20 protein-coding genes are annotated in these 18,600 nt (G+C 69.7%); 13 read left to right on the forward strand and 7 right to left on the reverse strand.

The features are described from left to right. Nucleotides 1-39: 39 nt before the first annotated feature. The 3 genes from F8271_RS32160 to F8271_RS04140 all read right to left on the reverse strand — a co-directional run bounded on the left by F8271_RS32160 (nt 40) and on the right by F8271_RS04140 (nt 2,427). Complete coding sequence (locus F8271_RS32160; RefSeq protein WP_192580129.1) at nt 40-186, reverse strand: hypothetical protein; 147 nt, start codon at nt 184-186, stop codon at nt 40-42. Between the two features lie 109 nt (nt 187-295). Continuing rightward, on the reverse strand, nt 296-1,540 hold the full coding sequence (locus tag F8271_RS04135) for a cellulose-binding domain-containing protein (protein ID WP_151488238.1): 1,245 nt from the start codon (nt 1,538-1,540) through the stop codon (nt 296-298). Between the two features lie 299 nt (nt 1,541-1,839). Further along, nucleotides 1,840-2,427: a DinB family protein gene (locus tag F8271_RS04140; protein ID WP_151488239.1), complete on the reverse strand. Its 588-nt coding sequence runs from the start codon at nt 2,425-2,427 to the stop codon at nt 1,840-1,842. A gap of 172 nt (nt 2,428-2,599) precedes the next feature. Between F8271_RS04140 and F8271_RS04145 the strand changes: the two genes are divergently transcribed. The 4 genes from F8271_RS04145 (at nt 2,600) to F8271_RS04160 (ending at nt 4,742) form a co-directional block, all read left to right on the forward strand. Beyond that, on the forward strand, nt 2,600-3,160 hold the full coding sequence (locus tag F8271_RS04145) for a GNAT family N-acetyltransferase (RefSeq protein ID WP_151488240.1): 561 nt from the start codon (nt 2,600-2,602) through the stop codon (nt 3,158-3,160). A 137-nt stretch (nt 3,161-3,297) separates the two neighbouring features. Further along, complete coding sequence (locus F8271_RS04150; RefSeq protein WP_151488241.1) at nt 3,298-3,672, forward strand: helix-turn-helix transcriptional regulator; 375 nt, start codon at nt 3,298-3,300, stop codon at nt 3,670-3,672. Next, complete coding sequence (locus F8271_RS04155; protein WP_151488242.1) at nt 3,669-4,142, forward strand: SRPBCC domain-containing protein; 474 nt, start codon at nt 3,669-3,671, stop codon at nt 4,140-4,142. The genes F8271_RS04150 and F8271_RS04155 overlap by 4 nt, the downstream gene beginning before the upstream one ends. Nucleotides 4,143-4,160: 18 nt before the next feature. Beyond that, nucleotides 4,161-4,742, forward strand: a complete 582-nt coding sequence (locus F8271_RS04160) for a dihydrofolate reductase family protein (RefSeq protein ID WP_151488243.1) — start codon at nt 4,161-4,163, stop codon at nt 4,740-4,742. Nucleotides 4,743-4,949: 207 nt separating this feature from the next. On the opposite strand, the gene F8271_RS04165 is transcribed toward F8271_RS04160, so the two are convergent. Beyond that, a complete protein-coding gene (locus F8271_RS04165) occupies nt 4,950-5,204 on the reverse strand; it encodes a hypothetical protein (RefSeq protein ID WP_151488244.1) in 255 nt (84 codons plus the stop codon). Nucleotides 5,205-5,344: 140 nt separating this feature from the next. Between F8271_RS04165 and F8271_RS04170 the strand changes: the two genes are divergently transcribed. Next, a complete protein-coding gene (locus F8271_RS04170) occupies nt 5,345-6,139 on the forward strand; it encodes a hypothetical protein (protein ID WP_192580130.1) in 795 nt (264 codons plus the stop codon). Between the two features lie 128 nt (nt 6,140-6,267). Here F8271_RS04170 and F8271_RS04175 read toward each other — a convergent pair whose 3' ends face one another. The 3 genes from F8271_RS04175 to F8271_RS04185 form a co-directional block, all read right to left on the reverse strand. Beyond that, nucleotides 6,268-7,089 carry an alpha/beta fold hydrolase gene (locus F8271_RS04175; RefSeq protein WP_151488245.1) on the reverse strand — a complete coding sequence of 274 codons (822 nt, stop codon included), beginning with the start codon at nt 7,087-7,089 and terminating at the stop codon, nt 6,268-6,270. A gap of 19 nt (nt 7,090-7,108) precedes the next feature. Then, complete coding sequence (locus F8271_RS04180; RefSeq protein WP_151488246.1) at nt 7,109-7,678, reverse strand: DJ-1/PfpI family protein; 570 nt, start codon at nt 7,676-7,678, stop codon at nt 7,109-7,111. A gap of 88 nt (nt 7,679-7,766) precedes the next feature. Next, a complete protein-coding gene (locus F8271_RS04185) occupies nt 7,767-8,510 on the reverse strand; it encodes a GntR family transcriptional regulator (RefSeq protein WP_151488247.1) in 744 nt (247 codons plus the stop codon). Nucleotides 8,511-8,892: 382 nt separating this feature from the next. Here F8271_RS04185 and F8271_RS04190 point away from each other — a divergent pair, with 382 nt between their 5' ends. The 8 genes from F8271_RS04190 to F8271_RS04225 all read left to right on the forward strand — a co-directional run bounded on the left by F8271_RS04190 (nt 8,893) and on the right by F8271_RS04225 (nt 17,977). Continuing rightward, the gene (locus F8271_RS04190; RefSeq protein WP_225854149.1) at nt 8,893-10,257 is read left to right on the forward strand and encodes an extracellular solute-binding protein; all 1,365 of its coding nucleotides are present in this window, start codon (nt 8,893-8,895) and stop codon (nt 10,255-10,257) included. A gap of 101 nt (nt 10,258-10,358) precedes the next feature. Then, nucleotides 10,359-11,204: a carbohydrate ABC transporter permease gene (locus tag F8271_RS04195; protein ID WP_225854150.1), complete on the forward strand. Its 846-nt coding sequence runs from the start codon at nt 10,359-10,361 to the stop codon at nt 11,202-11,204. Continuing rightward, on the forward strand, nt 11,204-12,115 hold the full coding sequence (locus F8271_RS04200; RefSeq protein ID WP_151488250.1) for a carbohydrate ABC transporter permease: 912 nt from the start codon (nt 11,204-11,206) through the stop codon (nt 12,113-12,115). The genes F8271_RS04195 and F8271_RS04200 overlap by 1 nt, the downstream gene beginning before the upstream one ends. Next, nucleotides 12,115-13,182, forward strand: a complete 1,068-nt coding sequence (locus tag F8271_RS04205) for an ABC transporter ATP-binding protein (RefSeq protein WP_151488251.1) — start codon at nt 12,115-12,117, stop codon at nt 13,180-13,182. Before F8271_RS04200 ends, F8271_RS04205 begins: the two co-directional genes overlap by 1 nt. Beyond that, nucleotides 13,182-14,258, forward strand: a complete 1,077-nt coding sequence (locus F8271_RS04210; protein ID WP_151488252.1) for an ABC transporter ATP-binding protein — start codon at nt 13,182-13,184, stop codon at nt 14,256-14,258. Before F8271_RS04205 ends, F8271_RS04210 begins: the two co-directional genes overlap by 1 nt. Before the next feature lie 116 nt (nt 14,259-14,374). Next, entirely contained in the window at nt 14,375-15,835 is a 1,461-nt protein-coding gene (locus F8271_RS04215; protein ID WP_151488253.1) for an NAD-dependent succinate-semialdehyde dehydrogenase, read from the forward strand. A 63-nt stretch (nt 15,836-15,898) separates the two neighbouring features. After that, a complete protein-coding gene (locus F8271_RS04220; RefSeq protein ID WP_151488254.1) occupies nt 15,899-17,113 on the forward strand; it encodes an iron-containing alcohol dehydrogenase in 1,215 nt (404 codons plus the stop codon). Nucleotides 17,114-17,518: 405 nt separating this feature from the next. Continuing rightward, nucleotides 17,519-17,977 carry a hypothetical protein gene (locus tag F8271_RS04225; protein WP_151488255.1) on the forward strand — a complete coding sequence of 153 codons (459 nt, stop codon included), beginning with the start codon at nt 17,519-17,521 and terminating at the stop codon, nt 17,975-17,977. Nucleotides 17,978-18,600: the final 623 nt, after the last annotated feature.

The following is an 18,600-nucleotide window of genomic DNA, read 5'->3' on the forward strand; positions in this document are numbered from 1 at the left end:
TACGTGGCTGCCGGCACCGACGATTCCCTCAGTGCGAGGTCAGTTGGTGATCACCGGCCAGGCGTACGCGAGCAGGGCGCAGGCGGCACCCAGAAGCGCGAGTGACACACCACGGGTGGGCAGTGGCAGGGCGGCGAGCACGATCAGAATGACGGCGATGACGTAGAGAAATGCCTGAACCGACATGGGCTCTCCTTGTTCACGGGGTTGATGGCGGTTGACCCTGTCCATCGGGGTGCTCCCGTCGGGACGTGGTCGCCGCTGCCTGCCAATGCCCCCTCGACGGCCGGCCCAATCAGCAGCCGATCCGGCTGGCCCCGAGCGCGACGTCGTCGTACCAGAGAGTGTCGGCCCCGCCGCCGTAGCTCTCCCAGCCCAGCTTCAGGTCCGTGAGCTGCGGCCGCCAGGTGCGGTTGTACCACTGGCCGTCGATGTCGTGCGTCGGTACACCGTCCGCGGTCAGCCCGGTGACGGCGGTGCCGTCCAACCAGGTCCGGAGCTGACCGGCCGCACCGTCCACCATGAACTCCACGCACGCCCACCGGTTGGTGGGCAGTGGCACGCTCTGCGCCACCCCGGCCGGGCTCTGCTCGGGCAGGGTCGCGTCGTCGGAGGCGCGGTTCCACTGCAGGGCACCGTTCTGACCGCCCAACCGCAGATCCTTGTTGCCGTCGGCCGCGTCGACCATGGCCATCATCGTGGTGTGCTCGGTGGGCTGGGCGGTGGTGTGCCGTACCCAGATCCGGCCGTACCGGACACTGCCCACGCCGCCGAGGTTCTTCGTGGACCTGATGAAGACGTGATTGCAGTACCCGGCCGCGCCGTTGATCCGGACCGCCCGACTACCGCTGTGCGTGGTGGTCGTGTCGATGGTGGCCGTGCCGGCGCCGGAGCAGTCCGGGCTGACCACGGCCCAGTCGCCGGACGGCGTCGAGCCGGTCTGGGTCTCGAACCCGTCGCAGAGCACCGCCCCGGCACAGCCGACCGGTGGTTCGCTGGTCGGCGGGGTCGTCGTCGGTGGCGCGCTCGTCGGCGGGGTCGTCGTCGGTGGCGCGCTCGTCGGCGGGGTCGTCGTGGGTGGCACGGTGGTGGGCGGCGCCGTTGTCGGGGTTGGCCCGGCACCGTTGCACGGTACGCCGTTCAGGCTGAACCCGGTCGGCGCGCCGCCGCTGGAGCCGAACGTGCCCTGCACGCCGAACTCGGTGGAGCCGCCGGCCGCGATGCTGCCGTTGTACGACATGTTGCGGGCGGTCACCGTCGATCCGGACTGGCTGACCGTGGCGTTCCAGCCGTTCGTGACGCGCTCGTCTCCCGCGTACGCCCAGGTGACGGTCCAGCTGGAGACGGCGGTGTCGCCGGGTGAGACCTTGACGGCGGCGGTGAACCCGCCGGGCCACTGGTTGGGCGTGTAGTCGACCCGGCAGCCCTGGGCGGCCGTGGCCGGGCTGGTCAGCAGGGCCGTTCCGGTCACGGTACCGGCGGCGGCCAGCGCGGCGACGACCGCCAGGGTCGGGGCGGGGCGGGCGCGGAGAATCGTCATGAGAGGTCCTTCTGTCATCGAGCGGGACGGTGGCGGCGCGGCGACGCGTCCTGGACGGACGCGGCGCGACAACGCGCCCGGGGTGTAGCGCGACAAGGCGCCCTGGTGCGGCGCGGCGGCGCGCCACGGCGGCTGGTCGGTGCGTACGACCGATGTGTGCCCGGCTCGGGGTGGACCTGTCAGTCGCCGACGGCCCGGTCACCCGGACCCCGGCGGCGCCCAACCTCAATCTATTGACGAATGCCCATCTAATCAAGCGCCGGCGTCCCCCACGACGATCACCAGGTGAGCGACGCGCCTCAGGCGCCGGCTTGACCGGCCGCCCTGGCGGCCAGCTCGATGTGCGCGCGCCTGGCTTGCCAGAAGGCCGCGTCGCGCTGGGCCTCGGTGTCCCAGCCCGCCACCCCGATCGAGCCGTCGAGTTGTTCGCGCAGGATGTCCGCGTGTCCGGCGTGCCGGCTCGTCTCGGTGAGCAGGTGGACCAGGATGGTGAACAGCGTGACCTGCGGACGCGGCCACCACGGCACGTACCCGGGTGCGTCGACGGCCAGGGCGGTGATCGTCGCGTCCGAGTGCTGCCACACGCGCCGGTAACGGTCGACGACGTCCTCGCGCGTCTCGTGCTCGGTCGCCCACATGTCGCTGCCCTGCGCCTCGGCGTCGTCCCAGCGGGCCAGCGGTTCGGGGAACGGCCGTCCGAAGACCTCACCGAAGTACCTGGCCTCCCACGCCGACAGGTGCTTCACCAGGCCGAGAAGGTTGGTGCCGGTCGTGGTCAGGGGGCGGCGGATGTCGTACTCGCCGAGCCCGTCGAGCTTCCACAGAATCGCCTCGCGCAACTCCCGCAGCTCGCCGTGCAGGTACGTCTTCGCGACCTCATCGATCATGGGCCATGAGCCTGCCACGAGTCCACGGGCGACCTCAACCTGCGACCATCGCGACGTCAGCAGCTGGATGACGCCCACCTGGTCAAGCGGCCGGGATGCCCGACTCCGAGCTCAGCCGGACGGCCGGATAGTCGGGCGTCTCGCCGGGGTGCGTCCACTAACGTGCCGCCTCATGGAGAACGCGACCCTACGCACCGAACGCCTCGAGCTTCGGCCGGTGCGCGACGAGGACGTCGACCGGATCCTGGAGTACCGCAATCTGCCGGAGGTGACGCGTTGGCTCCTCCGCACGGAGGTCGACCCGGCGTCCTTCCGGGATGCCTGGCGGCGCGCGGCAGCAGACCCCGACGACCACAGCGTGGCGGCCACGCTTGATGGCGTGGTGATCGGAACCGTTTCGCTCGATGTCGTCGACGGCATGGGTCAGCCCGGCATGCCGCCGCGGACGGAGGCCGGACTCGGCTACGTCTTCGATCCGGCCTACGGCGGCCGTGGCTACGCGACCGAGGCGGTAACCGCGGTGGTGGCGCACGCGTTCGAGCGGCTGGGCATTCGAAGGATCACCGCTGGCTGCTTCGCGGACAACCTCGCCTCGGTGCGGATCCTCGAGAAGGTCGGCATGCGTCGTGAGCAGCACGGCATCGGTGATTCCTGGCACGTCGAGCTGGGCTGGCTGGACGGCTACACGTACGCCCTGCTCGCCGAGACATGGCGTCGGGAGGCAGCGCCGTAGGGATGGGCGAACGTCGCCGTCCCGGGACTGTCCACGCGCGACCGACCGCACCATCGGCGCGGCTCACGCCCTGTTCGTTGACAACATCACTCGTGCCCCAATACGCTTAACATGTTGGTTAAATGAGGGGGCTTCCGATGGCTGGCACCGACCAGCTCAGCGCCGTGTTCTCGGCGCTCGCCGACCCGACCAGACGGGCGATCATCGCCGAGCTGGCCGAACGCGACGCCACGGTCACCGAGCTCACCGCTCCTCTGTCCATCTCGATGCCGGCGGTGTCACGGCACCTCAAGGTGCTCGAGCGCGCCGCGCTCATCTCGCGGTCCCGGTCGGGCAAGTGGCGCGCGAGCCGCCTCGAGGCTGCCCCGTTGCGCGAGGCGGCCGACTGGATCGAGCGCTACCGGCGGTTCTGGGACTCGTCCCTCACCCGCCTCGATGCCCACCTCGCCGCAGTGCAGGCCGCCGGACGGGCATCGGACCGGATGGTCGACGATCCCAGGGAGCTCGAATGACAGCGGAAACTGCGCAGCTCGTGATCTCGCGTGTGTTCGACGCGCCGCGGGAGCTCGTCTACCGAGCCTTCACCGACCCCGACCACCTGGCGGCGTGGTGGGGCCCCGTCGGCAACTCACTGCCGCGCGACGAGATCGAGTTCGACGTACGCCCCGGCGGCTATCAACGGTGGACGGAGGTCAACGCCGCCGACCCCGGCCTTCGCGTGCGCATCCACGTCGACCTCACCGACGTCGCCGACGGTGAACTGCTCGCAGGCGTCATGCATGTCGGTGGTCGGCTGCAGGATGGCATCGAGCCGTTCGAGACGAGGCTGCGGCTCGAGTTCCACGACCAGGCGGACGGACGGACGCGACTGGTGATCCGCCAGTGGCTCCCCGACCATCTGGCGAACCCCAGCGAGGAGGGTTGGCGCCAGGCGTTCACCAAGCTGGACGCAACGCTGACAGATGTCCAGGCACGCAGCTGATCACCGAGAGGGAGAGGCATGGCCAACCTGATTTACGTGACGAACGTGTCGCTTGACGGCTACATTGAGGACGAACGCGGCGCGTTCGCCTGGATGCCGATGGACGACGAGGTGTTTGTGCTCTGCACCGACCTCCTTCGGCCGGTGGGCACGTTTCTCTACGGGCGGCGACTCTACGAGGCGATGGCCGTCTGGGAGACCGACGCAGCTCTGGCCGCGCAGTCCGACCTCATGGCCGACTTCGCGAGCACCTGGCAGGCGGCGAGCAAGGTCGTGTACTCCACGACCCTCACCACGGTGTCAACCGCCGACACCCGACTCGAACGCCGCTTCGACCCCGCCGCGGTCAAGGAATTGAAGGCCACGGCCAGCAGCGATCTCACCGTGGGAGGTGCGGACCTCGCGACGCAGGCATTCACGGCCGGGCTGGTCGACGAGTGCCACCTGCTCGTCTGGCCCGTGGTCGTCGGCGGCGGCAAGCCTGGGCTGCCCACCGGCACGCGCACCGACCTTGAGCTTCTCGCAGAGCGCCGATTCCGCAACGGCGTCGTACACCTCCACTACCGCGTTCTCGACAGTGCACGACAGCCCACGGCATAGACAGCGTGCGCGCGAGGCCCTGCGGCACGACGCCGACCAGGTGGGGACGAGGAGGCGGCGCTGGTGCGACAGGACATCGCCCGCGCGGTCCACGACGCGCGGTGAGACGGATGCCGCTCCACGTGAACGGCTGGCACCACGGCTCGTGTCGGCATGATCCGCCTTCACGCGGCGGGCGGTAGCGTCTCGCCCGCCGGGGGAAGGTGTCTATCCCTCGGCAGTGGATCGACTGTGAAACACCAGCTCATCGATCTCCAACCGGCCGACGCGCAGCTCCCGCACGACCGCCCGGCGGATAGCCAGCCGCCCGATGGCCAGCGCCCCGACGGCCACAGCCCCGACGGCGAGCGCCCCCAGGGCGAGGGAGCCGAGCGACGCCGCCCCCACAGCCCGCGCGCCCGTCGCCACCGCGCCGTTGGCGCGCGTCCCGCTCAACCGCATCCGACGTACCTCTCGCATCATCACCCCATTGTCCGCGTACCGGCGGCTGCGGCGGCGCGCGCGACGCGCACCGGCAGCGCTACGGCGCCGACCTGGACCTGCCCGCGTACAACTTCACCGCCGCCGACCTCGGGGCGCGGCGCGCCGACCGGGACCCGGCGATGGCCTGGGCGGCGCGGGCACTGCTCGCGTCGATCCTGCTGCTGGTGCTGTTCGGCCTCTACGGGCGCGGGTTCGGCGCGGCCGCCGCGCGCGGGCTGCTGCTCGGCGCGCTCCGGCCGTGGCGGGTCGCCGCGCTGCCGGTGCCCGTGACGCGGGCGGACCGGGTGCTGGTGTGGCTGGTCCCGGCCGTGCTGCTGGTGGCGAGCCGGCTCGTGTTGACCTGGTTCGCCGCGCCGGCGCACCTGCTGGTCACCCTGGGTGGGTGGGCGATGTTCGCCCTCGTCGTACGCCTCGTCGTCGGCCGCCGGGATCCGTTCCACCTCTGGGCCGTCATCGGCGGCGTCGCGCTGCTGCGCAGCGTGCTGCTGCTGGCGGCGCTCGCCGGGCGCGGGCCGGGCGGTTACTGGTTCGCCTTCTGGACCGCGCCGGGTCTGCGCGCGGCCTACGTCACCGTGGCGTTCGCGGCGTTCTGCTGGCTGTTCGTGGTCGTCGCCGTGGTCCTGCGGGACCGGTACGGTCTGCGGCGCGCAAGCGCGGTCGCGCTGACCCTCACCGCCGTGGGTGTGCCCCTCGGCGTGCTGTCCGCCCTGGTCTCAATTGTGGGCCTGGAACGCGCGCTGACGGTGTGGAATGACCAGCTCGCGCTGCTGCCCTGGGGCCGGTCCCGCATCCTCGGCATCACCGTCCACCTCGGCATCCCCGCCCAACTCCCCGCGTACGCCGCCGCGGCCGGGATCGCCGTGGCCGCAGCCGGCCTGCTCCTGTCGCTCGGCCGCCACCGGCAATCCGCCTGACCGCCCGATCCCCGGCACCCCTGACCTTCGACGGCCCACCCGATGACCGGAGCCGCGCGGACCCGTGACGAGATCTCCGAGGCCGGGTAGCCGTGCGTCGCCACCAGGTAGGCGGCACTGCATGAGCATCAGTGAACTCGGTCCCGGCCGAGGAAGCACGACAGCAGTTGCCTGAACTCGTGCGGGTGCTCGATCGCCGGCACGTGCCCGCACCGGCCGAACACGTGGAGACGGACATCGGCCAGGTGTTCGAGCAGGGGCTGGGCTGCCGTGCCGAGTGGGGTGACGCGGTCCTCGGCGCCGTGCACGAGCAGCACGGGCGTGCGGACGGCGGCCAGCGTCCGCGCCGAGAGGGTGAGCTCCTCGACCCATCGTGCCCTGGGTGGAGGGAACAACGACGCGTAGGTGGCCGCCCCCGCTCGCATCGCGGCTGCCCGGGCGTCGACGGCCGGATCGGTCACGAGCGCCTGGTCGAAGACGAGGCAACTCAACATGTCTCGGGCCCCGTGCGAGCCGGCGGGGGCGGCCCAGACCGCGTCGAGCGCGGCGGACAGCGGCGCCCCGGGGGCGCCCATCGTGGAGACCGCCACGACACGGGTCACCTGCCGGGGGCGCGCGGCCGCCAACGCCAGCGCCACGGCACCGCCCATGGAGTGACCCACCACGGCGTAGGACTCGATACCGAGAGCGTCCATCAGGCCCGCGGCCTGCTCCGTCCACAGCCGGAGCCCGCCCCTGGAGCCCGCCGGGAGGGGGGTACGGCCGAACCCGGCCTGGTCCGGAGCCACCAGGTGCCAGGACGGGCCCAGCGCCTGCGCCGTCGTTGCCCAGGCGCCGGACCCGGTCGTGCCGGGTCCGGAGCCGTGCAGCATCAGCACCGCAGGACCGGTGCCGCTCTCCAGGACGTGGACGGGAGAGCCGTCGACGGTGACGGTCCGACGTGCCGTCACCGGGGCAGGTCGGGTGTGCTCATGCCGCTGCGGGGTCGATGGACTTGGAGAAGACGTCCATCATCGCCCGGCCGAACTGCGGCATGTCGGGCCATCCCCGGCAGGAGACGAGGTTGCCGTCCACGACGTCGGGAGCGTCGATGACCGTCGCGCCCGCGTTCTCCATGTCACCGGTGATGGGGGGAAAGCACGCCGTCTTGCGGCCCTTCAGCAGCCCGTACACCGCCGGTACCTGTGCGCCGTGGCAGACCAGCGCGATGGGGAGGTTGCGCGCGAAGAAGTGCTCGGTGATGCGCCTGACGTCGGCGTCGACCCGGATCCACTCGGGGGCACGGCCCCCGGGGATGATGAGAGCGTCGTAGCGCTCCACGTCGACCTCGGCCCACGGCACGTCGACCGGCAACTTCCGGCCGTTCTTCTCCACATAGGCATCGGAGTTGGGGTCGAACTCGTGGATGACCAGTTGCACGTCACGCAACGTCCGTGACGAGACGTCGACGTCCCAGCCGCCCTCCTGCACGCGATAGTAGGGATACATGGTGTCGAGTTCCTCGGCGGCGTCGCCGGTCAGGAGCAGCGCTCTGGGCACCTGCTTCTCCTCGCATCTGGGACGGGTGAGGTAGATCCAATCCGATCCGATCCGGTGGGGGTTAGCATTCCTCGACCCCGCTCGCCCGTCAAGCCTCCACCGCCATCCCACCCGCGTCCCTGGCCTCGTCGAACAATCGCCGGAAACGCTCGCCGGACCGCAGGATGTGCCGACGCATCGCGTAGGCGGCGGCGTCGGGGTCGCGCGCGGCGATGGCGGCCACGACGTCCTCGTGCTCGGCCATGGCCAGGTGAGTGACCTGCGTGTCGTGGTGAAGCCGGAAGAGGTGCACGTGACTGTGCAGGCGAGCGAGCGCCTCACGGATGACCTGGTTCTCCGCGCTCAGCGCGACGAGATCGTGGAAAGCGGCGTCGCGCAGCCCGAAGGCGCCATAGGCCGTGGGGCCGTCGCCCCCCTCCAGTTCCGCCATCTCCTCCAGCATCCGTCGCAGGCCGGCCACCTGCTCAGAGGATGCGCGCTCGGCGGATCGGCGCGCCGCCGCCGGCTCAAGGAGCAGGCGAACCTCGAGCATGTCCTCGAATCGGTGACGGGTTATCTGGGGAGGAATGCGGTAGCCGGCGTGCGGCACCCGCACGACCAGACCCTCGGCCTCCATGCGGTTCAGAGCGTCCCGGATCGGCGTCTGCGAGACCCCCAGCTCGCGCGCCAGGACGTCGATCGTGACGCGGGAGCCAGGCTCGATCCGTAGCGACATCAGCTGTCCGAGCAGCGTGTCGTACACCTCGTCGGCAAGCCGGCCGCCGGATCTTCCCGGCGGCGTCTTGCCCGTCACGGCCCTGCGGCCCCGCGCGATCATCGCTTCGTCGTCCATCGTGACGTGAGGTCCTTTCTTGCGCCTTCGGGAACCTGTTGACATCGGTCACAACGCTGCGACATGCTGGCGCCCCACCGGATCGTATAGGAACAGTGACGGACGCCCGCCGTCCGGCACCATCGCGGAACCGCCCGCGATCACTGCACTCCGATCGACGGCATGAGGACCGAGTACATCGCGGCGTACTCGGGACGGTGATCCGCGGGCCGGCCCCGCGACAGCCCGGCAACACGCCTGAACATCCCAGCACCTGCTCGGCGAAGCACATAGCGAGGCTCTAGAAGTCCCCATCCAGAAGGCAGGCGAGAAGATGCGGTATCCGAAGCGAAGAGGACGATCGTCCGTTCCCGGTCGCAAGGTACGGCTGGCGACGGCGGCCATGCTGCTGGTGGCCACGACCGTGGCGGCGTGCGGCGATGGCAAGGACGACGGCACCAAGGCGAGCGCCCCCAAGGCGCCGGCGACCATCCCGGAACTCACCAAGGACCCGTTGACCCTCAGCTTCATCTGGTTCGACTGGCCCCCCGCCCACGCACTGGAAGCCTTCGCGAACGCGGAGTACAAGAAGGAGCGCCCGAGCACGACCATCAAGGTCAACACCGTGCCGAACGCCAACTGGCACGATGCCATGTTCACGCAGTTCGCCGCGCGCAAGACCGACTTCGACATCGCGATCCTCGACTCGCAACACATCGGCGAGGCCGTGACGAACGGCAACATCCTCGACATCACCGACTTCGTCAAGAACAACATCGACGTCACGGCCTACAACCCGTACCTCCTGGCGGCCTACGGCCAGTTCCCCCAGGCGGAGACCGGCAAACGCGACGAAAACGCCAGCCTGTACGGGCTGCCGCTGCTCGGCGACACCTGGACGATGATCTACCGCAAGGACCTGATCGGCGACAAGGCACCGCAGACCTGGGACGAGATGATCTCGGTCGCGCAGAAGTGTCAGGCGGAGCACCCCGGCGTCAGCGGGCTGGCCTTCCACCAGGCCAACGGCTCCGACGCCGCAGCCGTCACCTACAACACGGTCAACGGCGTCTACGGCGGCAACCTCTGGGACTCCAAGGCGCGCAAGATCGAGGGCGTCCTCAACGACGCCGCGGGCCAGGAGGCGATGGACGTCCTGGTCAACAAGATGAAGCCGTTGACAGCCAAGGGCTCCGGCAACTGGTTCATCGACGAGGTGAACGCGGCGGTCGCCCAGGGCAAGGCATGCATCGCGTTCAACTGGATCGCCGCGAGTGGCGGCCTGCTCGATCCGAAGCAGTCGACGCTGGGCACCACGCGGAAGCAGATTCTCGACAAGCTCGGCTTTGCCACCCTGCCCAGGCAGAAGACCGACCTGGTCCCGCTCGGCGGTATGGGAATGCACGTGTCGGCCTACTCCGCCGCGGCGAACCAGGCGGAGGCCCTGAACTTCATGAAGTGGTTCGAGCGGGCGGACATCCAGAAGAAGTGGGCCGCGGCCGGTGGCGTGCCGTCGCGTACGGACGCCCTGCAGTCACCCGAGTTCCTCACCGCAGGGCCGTTCAACCAGGTGTACACCGACTCGGTTCCGCGGATGCGGGACATGTGGAACGTGCCCGAGTACGCGCGCCTCGTCGACATCGAGAACACCAACGTCAACGCGGCTCTCAACGGCGCGAAGAAGCCGAAGGACGCGCTCGACGACATCGCCAAGGAGCAGCAGGGCGTCATCGACTCCAGTGGCCGCAAGGGCGGCGGCGGACTGTGAGCGACCCCGTCCCTCTGACGACCGATCACCCCGGGCAGGTGGCGTCCGCGCCGCCACCTGCACCGGGTCGGTCCCGCCGGCTGAGTGACCGCGTACTCGCCGTGGCCTTCACCTCCCCCGCGCTGCTGCTGTTGCTCGCGATGTCGGTGTTCCCGTTGCTGTGGGCGTTGTACCTGTCCTTCACCGACTACTCGGCCACCCGCGGAGGGCCCGCTGATTTCATCGGGTTCGGGAACTACACCGCCATCCTGACGTCGGCGCAGGTCCACCAGCGGGCCCTGACGACGTTGATCTACGTGGTCGGCGCGGTCGCCCTGCAGACCGTGCTCGGTTTCGGCATCGCCTACCTGATCTCCCGGCGCACGCACGGGCGAGGGCTGCTGACCACGCTGTTCCTGGTGCCGATGATGCTGTCGCCGGTCGTGGTCGGGCTGTTCTGGCGATTCATGCTCGACGCGCAGTTCGGCGTGGTCAACAGCATGCTCGGCTCGCGCGGCCTGGGTCAGGTGGAGTGGCTCACCCGGCAGCGCACGGCACTGCTCTCCCTGGTCGTGGTCGACACCTGGCAGTGGACGCCGTTCATCATGCTCATCGCGCTCGCCGGCCTGACCGCGGTCCCCAAGTACCTGTACGAGGCCGCCTCCATCGACCGGGCGTCCGAGTGGTTCCGGTTCCGCACCATCACCCTTCCGCTGGTGTGGCCGCTGCTCCTCATCGCCGTGATGTTCAGGGCGATCGAGGCCTTCCGACTGTTCGACCTCGTCTACATCCTCACCAACGGAGGTCCGGGTGTCTCCACCGAGACGTTGTCGTTCCACGTCTACAAGGTGGCGTTCCTGGGCTTCAACACCGGAACCGCCTCGGCGTACGGGATCCTCATGGTCCTCGTCGTCATCGTCCTCACGCAGCTCTACCTGCGTTACCTGAACAAGCTCAAGGAGGGCTGATGGCCGTCTCCGTCGACGAGGCCGTGTCCACCGGCCCTGCCCGTGATCGGACGCCCCCCGGGCGCCGCCTCGGCGGCCGGGGCCGTTCCGTGCTGGAGGTCGCGCTGCTGACCGGGCTGGCCGTCGTGATGCTCTTTCCGGTGCTGTGGATGATCGAGACGTCCATCAAGGACAACCGGGACGTCTACGCCATCCCGGCCAAGTTCGTCGGCTTCCGGGTCACCCTGGAGCATTTCAGGGACGTGTTCGTCGCTCCCGGCGGCGGTCGCTCGGCCCTGTCCGTCGCGTTCCTCAACTCCGCCCTGGTCGCCGGGGCCTCCACGGTGCTGGCCACCGTGCTGGGTGTTCCGGCGGCCTGGGCCTACTCACGCTTCGCGGTGAAGGCCAAGAAGGACCAACTGTTCTTCATCCTGTCCACCCGCTTCATGCCGCCCGTGGTGGTCGTGATCCCGATCTTCCTCATGTACCGCCAGGTCGGGCTCATCGACAGCAAGATAGGTCTGATCCTCATCTACGCCGCGTTCAACGTCCCGTTCACGATCTGGATGATGAAGGGGTTCGTCGACGAGGTGCCCGCGGAGTACGAGGATGCCGCCATGCTCGACGGCTACACCCGTTTGCAGGCGTTCTGGAGGTACACCCTCCCCCTGCTCGTACCCGGCATCGCCGCGACGGCGGTCTTCGCACTCATCTTCTCCTGGAACGAGTTCGTGTTCGCCATCTTCCTCACCTCCAGCGACGATGTGCGGACGGCGCCGCCCGCCATCGCCGGTCTCATCGGTGGCACCACCACGGACTGGGGTCTCGTGGCCGCCGCCTCCGTGGTGTTCGCCCTACCGGTGCTCGTCTTCGCCTACCTGGTGCGCAGGCACCTCATCGCCGGTGTGACGCTCGGGGCGGTGCGACGCTGATGGCGGACATCGAGGTGAAAGCCCTGCACAAGCGCTACCCGGACGGGACGGTCGCCGTCGATCAGGTGGACCTGTCCATCGGCGACGGCGAGCTGTTCGTGATGCTCGGCCCCTCGGGGTGCGGCAAGACGACCACACTGCGGGCCATAGCCGGCCTGGAGAGGCAGACGACGGGCGACATCCGCATCGGCGACACACTGGTCAACGACCAGCCGCCCGCCGAACGCGACATCGCCATGGTGTTCCAGTTCTACGCCCTCTACCCGCATCTGAAGACCCGCGACAACCTGGCGTTCCCCCTGCGGGCCGAGGGGCTGCCCAAGGCGGAGGTGCGCAGGCGGGTCGACGAGGTCGCCCGGCTGATGCGGCTCGGTCCGCTCCTGGACCGGCGACCGCGCCAACTGTCCGGCGGGGAGCAGCAGCGCGTCGCGCTCGCTCGCGCCCTGGTGCGACGCCCGCGCGCATTCCTCATGGACGAACCTCTCACCAATCTGGACGCCGAGCTGAGGGCGGACATGCGCACGGAGATCAAACACCTACAGGGGGAACTGGGGGCGACGATGGTCTACGTCACCCACGACCAGGTCGAGGCGATGTCGCTCGGTCACCGGATCGCCATCCTCAACAAGGGCCGCGTCGAGCAGATCGGCACACCGCTGGAGGTCTACGACCGTCCGGCGAGTCTCTTCTGCGCCGCGTTCATCGGCTCCCCGCCGATGAACCTGATCGAGGTGGAGGTGGCCGACGGGCAGCTACGCGGTCAGGGCGGACTGGTCCTCACGCCACCGCCGGGCGTACCGCGCGACCGTCGCCTGGTCGCGGGCGTCCGGCCGGAGGCGCTTGCCGTCACCGAAGCAGGGGCGGAACGGTCGGTCCCGGCCCGTGTGGTCTCGGCGGAGTGGCTGGGCGACGAAATCATCTACGTCGTCGACCACGGTGGCCAGCGCGACGTCCGGGTTCGGATGCCACCGACTGTCCGCCACGCCGCCGGCGCGGCGGTCGGACTGCGGCACACCGGCGGAACCCCGGTGGTGTACGACGTGCGCACGGAAGAGCTGGTGGCCTGATGGGAACCGTGGCAGTGCGCGGGCTGTGCAAGTCCTTCGGCAAGGTCCAAGCCCTGGACGGGGTGACGCTGGATGTGCCCGACGGCTCGTTCTTCGTCGTACTCGGTCCCTCCGGGGCGGGCAAGACGACGACCCTGCGAGCGACCGCCGGCCTGGAGACGCTCGACGCCGGGTCGGTGCATCTGGACGGGAGGGACGCGACCGGTGACGCCCCGGCCGCACGCGACCTGGCCATGGTCTTCCAGAGCTACGCCCTCTACCCGCGACACACGGTGTACGAGAACATCGCTTCGCCGCTGCGGGCACGCCGACGTTCGTCGAGCGAGATCGCCGCCGCCGTCGAGCAGATGTCGGGCCTGCTGCACATCGAACGTCTGCTGCAGCGTCGTCCCGCGCAGTTGTCGGGCGGTGAGATGCAGCGCGTCGCCCTGGCCCGGGCGCTGGTCCGTCGCCCGCGCGCGTTTCTCATGGACGAGCCGCTGACGAACCTCGACCTCAAGCTCCGCGTCGAGATGCGCACCGAGCTCACCCGCATCCACAAGAGCCTCGGTGCGACCTTCGTCTACGTGACCAACGACCAGGTCGAGGCCCTGTCCATGGCCGACCAGGTCGCGGTCCTCAAGGAGGGGAAGGTGCAACAGGTCGGCACACCGACCGAGGTGTACGAGCGTCCCGCCAACCAGTGGGTCGCCGGATTCGTCGGAAGTCCACCGATCAGCCTGCTCGCCTGCCACGCCGAGGGGGATCGTCTGGTCGGCGCGGCGGGCTGGACGCTGCCTCGGCCCCGCTGGAGCACGGCCGAGGACGGTCGTGCGCTGCTCCTGGGCCTGCGCGCGGAGGACCTGTCCGTCGAGCAGCGTGGGGACGCGTCGTTGTCGGGGGAGCTCTACGGGCTCGAGCCGCTCGGAGACCGGACGGTGGTCGACGTCCGAGTGGGGACGGAGATCCTCAAGGTGAAGGCACGACCCACCGTCACCGGCACGCCGGGCGAGCGGCTGCGCGTCACGGTCGACCTGGACCGTGCGCACCTTTTCGATGCCGGCACCGGGCTGTCGCTGTCCGAGGCCGGGCGGTAACCGGGCACGGGCGGCGACGGCACCGCGACGAGGGCGTGTGACCCGTGCGGCTGGGCGGACAGCGCGACCGCTGAGGCATGCCCGACAGCACCAGGAAGAGCACAGGAGGCGACGCGATGAGTGACCCGATGAACGTCCTGACCCCCGAGCACCGGCGGCTCCGGATCGGCGACGCCTGGCGCGACGCCGCAGGCGGAGCCACCTTCGCCGTCGAGGATCCGGCCACCGGCAAGACCATCGCCGAGGTGGCGGACGCCGACGTCGTTGACGGGCTCGCCGCTCTGGACGCGGCGAGCAGGGCGATGTCGGAGTGGGCGGCGACCCCGGCGCGGAAACGGTCAGAGATGTTGACCGCGACGTACCGGGCGCTGACCGAGCGATCCGAGGAGGTCGCCCGGCTGATAACGCTCGAGATGGGCAAGCCGCTCGCCGAGGCTCGGGCAGAGGTGGCGTACGGCGCCGAGTTCTTCCGGTGGTTCGCCGAGGAGGCGGTACGCGTCGAGGGGCGGTACAGCATCGCTCCCGCGGGTGGATATCGCATCCTCACCGTGCCGAAACCGGTCGGACCGTGCGTCTTCGTGACGCCCTGGAACTTCCCGTTGGCCATGGGCGCCCGCAAGATCGCTCCTGCGCTGGCTGCGGGTTGCACGACGATCAGCAAGCCGGCGGCCCAGACGCCATTCACCATGCTGCTGCTGGCCCGCATCATGGAGCAGGTCGGCGTTCCCCCGGGGGTCGTCAACGTGGTGACCACCAAGCGTGCCGGCGACGTGGTCTCCGCACTACTGGCCGACAGTCGGACCCGCAAGCTCTCGTTCACCGGGTCGACCGAGGTCGGGCGCGTGCTGCTCCGACAGGCCGCGGACAACGTGCTGCGTACCTCCATGGAACTGGGCGGCAACGCGGCCCTGATCGTGTGTGCCGACGCCGACCTGGACGTCGCGCTCGACGGCGCCATGGTGGCCAAGATGCGCAACATCGGGGAGTCCTGCGTCGCGGCCAACCGCATCTACGTCGAGGAGCCGGTGCGCGAGGAGTTCACGGCGCGCTTCGCCGAACGGATGGGTGCCCTGTCGGTGGGCCATGGTCTCGACGACGGCGTGGACGTCGGGGCGTTGATCGACGAGGTCTCGGTCACCAGGATCGACGAGCTCGTCGCCGACGCGGTCGATCGCGGCGCCCGGGTCCTGGTGGGCGGCGAGCGTCCGGCCGGACCGGGCCACTTCTACCCGCCGACGGTCCTCGTCGACGTACCCGACGATGCGCGGATGCTGAAGGCGGAGATCTTCGGCCCGGTGGCACCGATCATCTCGTTCACGTCCGACGACGAGGTGCTGGCGAAGGCCAACGACACCGAGCACGGCCTGGTCGGATACGTCTTCACCCGTGACCTCCAGCGGGCGCTCCGGTTCACCGAGGGGCTGGATACGGGGATGCTCGGCATCAACCGCGGTCTGATATCGGATCCGTCGGCTCCGTTCGGAGGCGTGAAGCAGTCCGGGATCGGCAGGGAGGGGTCGCACGAGGGCATCCTCGAGTACCTCGACCTCACCTACGCGGCGATCGACCTGCCGTGACCGGCCTGCTGCTCCGGGCACCCGCCCAGCTCATCGCCGCCGACGTTCCGGAGAGGCACCGACATGCTTGAGACCGTCCGCGGACCACGCCAGCTGATCGTGGGCGAAGGGGTCGCGCAGAACATCCCACGAGTGGTGGCCGAGAGTGGCTCGCGAGTCCTCATCGTGACCGACCAGGTTCTTCTCAGGCAGCCGGGCGTGGCCGAGATCGTGGCCGCCGTGCGGGAGAAGGTCGACGTCGTCGAGGTGTTCTCCGACGCGACTCCGGACGTGCCACTCACCGATGTCGCCCTGGCCGTCTCGGTCGCCGCCGAGGTGGACGCCGACGTGATCCTCGCCATCGGCGGTGGCACGGTCATCGACCTCGCCAAAATCGTCGGCGTGATCCGGCGCCACGGTGGGACGCCGCGCGACTTCTACGGCGAGTCGCGGGTGCCGGGGCCGACCATGCCCCTCGTCGCGGTCCCGACGACGTCCGGCACCGGCTCCGAGCTCACACCCGTCTCCGTGTTGACCGACCCGGACCGCGAGCTGAAGGTGGGGGTCTCCAGCGTCCACCTCGTGCCCGACTTCGCCATCGTCGACCCCGAACTCACCTACACCTGCCCGGCGACCGTCACCGCCCACTCCGGCATCGACGCGTTCTGTCACGCGGTGGAGAGCTACACCGCGCGACCCCGGGCCCACGGACCGCGCGACCCGGTGGAGCAGGTGTTCCTCGGCCGCAACCCGATCACCGACCACTACGCGCTCCTGGCCGCGCAGCGGATCGCCCGCAGCTTGCCGCGTGCGGTCAGGGACGGAGGCGACACGGACGCGCGCGCCGACATGTCCTACGGGTCGATGCTCGCCGGGCTGGCCTTTTCCCACGCGGGCAACGCGGCTCCGCACGCTCTCCAGTACCCCATCGGCGCCGCCACGCACACGCCGCACGGCGTGGGCGTCGGGCTGCTACTCCCCTACGCGCTGGACGCGGCCAAGGAAGCCGTCGGCGACCGCCTGGCCATCCTCGCCGGGGTGTGCGGGCTCGACGTGACCGGCGCCTCCGATGCCGAGGCCGCAGACACGTTCCTCACCTGGCTCGACGTGCTCCTAGCCGACATCGGCATCCCGCCCACCTTGGCGGACATCGGCGTGGCACGCGCCGACCTCCCGCGCTTCGCGGAGATGGCCAGCGGCGTCACCCGTCTGATCCAGAACCATCCAGGCCCGACCGACACCGCCAGCCTGACCGCGATCCTCGAAGCCGCCTGGACCGGGGACCGGATCAGGCAGTGATGCTGATCCGCCCCGGTTGATCGTTCGCCGGAACGTGCCGCGCTCCGCCGGCTCAACACGGCACCTGCTCCGGTGACAGCAGGACCGGCCAACCCCCGGCGGCCGCGCGGGTCTCAGCGATCGATCACACCTCCGAGCGGGAACGGACGATCCGGCGCACCACCGCGGACTACTGGTGGCGCTCCTCCACGACACCGAACGGAACCGACCGTCGGTCGCCCTTACCCACACTTCATGGGTACGACTGCACCCCGGCCTGCTCTGCCAGGAGCCGGTCTGGTCGGGGACGTGTGCTCGTCCGCAAATAACTGATCCCACCCGTTCGACCGGGGCTGGTAGCGTGCGCCGCACATCAAGATCATGGGGGAAACATCAATGAACCGAACTCGACTCGTCCTAACTGGCTTGGCCGTTGTGGCGGCGGTAGCGATGGCCGGCTGCGATCCGCAGGCCGAATCTGATGGCACCGCCACCTCGCCGTCCCCGGCGGCCTCGAGCGCTGCTCCGACCGGCGGTGCGGCCACCACCGCGACCAGCACCGCGGCCAACGATGCGGCCACCGTGAAGGCCTGCGCCGACATCCAGAAGGACATCAAGGACAACGCGGCTAAGGTCACCAATGCCGAGAAGATCGGGCCGCCAGCCGGGCACTTCGCGGTCAGTGCCCAGTGGGCCGCCGGCTCGGTCGCGATCCTGGAACACTCGACGGGCGCCAACCAGGCAGTCGCCGCCGCCTCCGAAAAGATCCAGAACGAGATGATGGGCCTGAGCGACGCGTACAGCAAGTCCGCCGACGCCAAGCCCAGCAACAAGGCCCTGGAAGCCGCCATCAAGGAGCTGGACACCGCCTGCTCGGCCGCCTGACCGGTTCGACCACGCAATCGGCGGTGACCCTCACTCTGACGGGCACCGCCGATTGCCATGTCCGCGCGGCCTACGGCACCTGGGTCAGTGGCCTTGAACAAGCCACGGTCAGCCGGCGTGACGCCCAGCGAGCTACCGCGAAGAGCGGGCGCTCCTCGACCGCAGTGTCTCGCTCCTGGACAGTCACCGGATCTCCGCGCAGTCGCGGCAGGAACCAACCTCTATCGTCTGCAGCCCGCGGGCGGACGGACTCGCCGGCACAGGAACGGCCAGATGACCGACGATCACGACGCCGCCGGAGCGATGAACTTCATCTTCGAAGCGGGTCAGGGTTGGTCATCGGTTGCCACCGCCGGCCTACGGTAGACGGCCTACGGACGGCATGATCGTGGCGCTGAGTCTGGCCATTTGGCAGCCGACCTCTTCGGTGTGAACTGGGACTGTACAAATAACGGCTGATCGACCGATCAAGGGAGAGACGCCAGATGACGACCGAGACGACCGAGACGACCGTGGGACAGCCGGCCGCCGAGCCGGTGGGTGCGGTGACGGATGAGCAGTTGATCGCGATGCTGGCCGATCGGGCTCGTGGGGACGGGCTGCGGTTGACCGGGGAGGGTGGG

This window comes from Micromonospora sp. ALFpr18c, from assembly GCF_008868155.1.
Lineage (GTDB): Bacteria > Actinomycetota > Actinomycetes > Mycobacteriales > Micromonosporaceae > Micromonospora.